The organism is Pseudonocardia pini (genome assembly GCF_013870575.1).
Lineage (GTDB): Bacteria > Actinomycetota > Actinomycetes > Mycobacteriales > Pseudonocardiaceae > Pseudonocardia > Pseudonocardia pini.
In genome coordinates this window covers 1-2893 of sequence record NZ_JACBXB010000712.1, presented here as the reverse complement: position 1 = coordinate 2893, position 2893 = coordinate 1, and the positions used below count along the sequence as shown (strand labels likewise).

Sequence of the window (2893 nt, the reverse complement as noted above, 5' to 3'; positions counted from 1 at the left end):
GCCGAGGACTGCGCGATGAGGGCGTTGGTGTTGGCCGGGTTGCCGAGACGACGGCGAGCCAGGTCATCCGGCCCCCAGGAGCGCCTGGCCCCGCTGCTGGGCCTCGGCGAGGGTGGCCTGCGGGTCGGCCCCCTGCAGGACGACCTTCTCGACGGCGTCCATCATCCCGTCGCGCACCTGCAGGTAGCCGGTGCCGGGGAACGACACCCACGGCTCCATGCGGTTGAGCTGGTCGACGTTGATCGCGGTCGTGGGGTTGGCGGCGGCCCAGTCCTTCAGCGTGGAGTCCATCAGCCCGGTGCGCAGCGGCAGGTAGCCGATGTTCTTCGCGATCTCGGTGAACGCCTCGTCACCGGTCAGGAACGTGATGAGCTCCCACGCCGCGCGCTGCTTCGCCGGGTCGGCGGACAGCACGTAGAGCGCGGCGCCGGAGTTGGTCGGGACCGCCGGGGTGCTGCCGAAGGACGGCGTGGCCGCCCCCCGCAGCTCCCAGCCCGCGCCCTTGGCGCCCTTGCCGAACGTGCCCTGCAGCGAGGACGACTCCAGGATCATGCCCAGCTCGCCGCGCGCGAACGCCTCGACGGCCTGCTGCTGGCTGAACTTCGGGCTCGCGCCGGTGCGGACCATGTCCGCCAGGGTCGACACGGCCTGGACCGACTGCGGCTCGGCGTACTGCAGGGTCGAACGGTCCTCGGAGAGCACCCGGCCGCCGTTGGACCGGATGATGCTCTGCAGACACCAGTCCTTCGCCGTGGTGGTCACGCAGTCCGCGTAGGCGCCCTCCTTGCCGGTGGCGGCCTTGATCGCCGCCGCCGCGGTGGCGACGTCGGCCCAGGTCGCGGGCGGGTTCGCGGGGTCCAGTCCGGCGGCGGTGAACAGCGAGGCGTTGTAGTAGAGCACCGGCGTGGACAGCACGAACGGCACGCCGTAGGGCTTGCCGTTCAGCTCACCGAGCGAGGCGGCGGCGGGCGCGTACGGGTGGGCCCCGCCCAGGGTCTGCGCCACCTCGTCGGCGCCGACGAGGTCGTCGAGCGGCTTGGCGCCGAGCTGGTCCACGACGAAGCCCATGTCCGAGAAGCCGACCTGGGCGACGTCCGGGGTGTTCCCCGTCGCGGCCTGGGTCTGGATGCTGGAGATGGTGTCGGCGGCCGGGTTCGAGCTCGTGCCCTGTGGCTTCTGCGCGGTCACGGTGATGTTCGGGTGCTGCGCCCGGAAGGTCGCGAGCAGGCCGTTGAAGGTGTCGGTCCAGGGTCCGGCCTGGCCGAAGTTGTAGGACTCGAAGGTGATCGAGACCTGCTGGTCGGGGGCGAGCTCGGGAGCGCGCTCGACGGCGCCGGCGGCGGTGTCGGCCGAGCCGCCGACCCCGCAGCCGGCCACCAGGGCCGCGGCGACGAGCGCGGCGGCGAGACGAAGGGGACGCACGGTTCCTCCTGGAGGATCAGACCGCGACCGCGGAGCGGGCGGGTTCGGGGGCGCGCACCAGGCGACGGCCGCTGGTGGCGGAGAAGAGGTGGATCCGGTCGGGATCGCAGGTCAGGGACACGGCGTCGCCCGCGGCGAGGCGGAGGGGGCGGGGTCCGCGCAGGGCGACGCGACCCGAGCCGACCTCGATGTGCGCGACCTCCTCGCCGCCGAGGTTCTCGACGAGGCGGACGGTGCCGCGCAGCTCCGCGTCGCCCGACCCGATCCGGAGATGCTCGGGCCGGACGCCGACGAGGACGTCTCGGCCGCCCTCGCCGCCACCCAGCGGGAGGTCCACGCCGGCGCCGACCGCCCGGAGCGAGCCGTCGACGCTGCGCAGCTCGGCGGGCAGCAGGCCGATCGCGGGCGCGCCGATGAACCCGGCCACGAAGGTCGACGCCGGGGCGTCGTAGACCTCCTGCGGGGTGCCGACCTGCTCGAGGCGACCCCCGTTCAGGACGGCGATGCGGGTGGCCATCGTCATGGCCTCGACCTGGTCGTGGGTGACGTAGACGAACGTGGACCGCAGCCGCCGGTGCAGGTCGGTCAGCTCGGCGCGGGTGGCGGTGCGCAACGTCGCGTCCAGGTTGGATAGTGGCTCGTCGAGCAGGAACGCGCCGGGGTCGCGGACCAGCGCTCGGCCGAGGGCGACACGCTGGCGCTGCCCACCGGACAGCGCCCGCGGGCGGCGGTCCAGCAGCTCCTCCAGCCCGAGCACGGCGGCGACCTCGGCGACCTTCGCATGGACGTCCGGGCGGCGCCGGGCGCGCAGCGGGAAGCCGATGTTGCGCGCGACGGTCAGGTGCGGGTAGAGGGCGTAGCTCTGGAAGACCATCGCCAGGTCCCGCTCGCGCGGGGCGGCGGCGGTGATGTCACGGTCGTCGAGCAGGATCCGGCCGCCGGTCGGCGGGGTCAGCCCCGCGATCATCCGCAGCAGCGTGGACTTCCCGCAGCCGGACGGGCCGAGCAGGACGAGGAACTCGCCGTCGGCCACGTCGAGCGAGACGCCGTCGACGGCCGTCACGTCACCGAAGCGGCGGGTCAGGCCCTCGATCCGGATACTGCTCACGGGTCTCTCCTTCGTGCCGGGGTTCGGCGCGGATGTCAGCAGCGCGGGATGGCGGCGGGGTGAACAACGGGGCCGGACGGGCCCGTGGTGTCGCACGAGGACGGCCTCTGACCTGCGACGATCGGCAGTTCCTGCGGATCGATCAGAGATCGAGCACCACGCGGTCCCCGCGGGCTCGGGAGACGCAGATCAGCATCACGTCGCCCGCCTCGCGGTCGGCCGCGTCGAGCACCGAGTCCCGGTGCTCGGGCTCGCCTGCGAGCACCACCGTCTCGCAGGTCCCGCAGGTCCCCTCGCGGCAGGACTGCACAACGTCGGCACCGGCCGCCTCCGCGGCGTCGAGCAGGCTCGTACCCGGCGGGA

3 protein-coding genes are annotated in these 2893 nt (G+C 73.6%); all 3 read right to left on the bottom strand.

What is annotated here, in order from left to right:
* Positions 1–63: 63 nt before the first annotated feature.
* Positions 64–1422: an ABC transporter substrate-binding protein gene (locus H5J29_RS27620; protein WP_181783922.1), complete on the bottom strand. Its 1359-nt coding sequence runs from the start codon at positions 1420–1422 to the stop codon at positions 64–66.
* 16 nt (positions 1423–1438) lie between these two features.
* Entirely contained in the window at positions 1439–2530 is a 1092-nt protein-coding gene (locus H5J29_RS27615) for an ABC transporter ATP-binding protein (protein ID WP_181783921.1), read from the bottom strand.
* Between the two features lie 142 nt (positions 2531–2672).
* On the bottom strand, positions 2673–2893 hold a 221-nt coding region (locus H5J29_RS27610; protein ID WP_181783920.1), incomplete at its 5' end, for a 2Fe-2S iron-sulfur cluster-binding protein.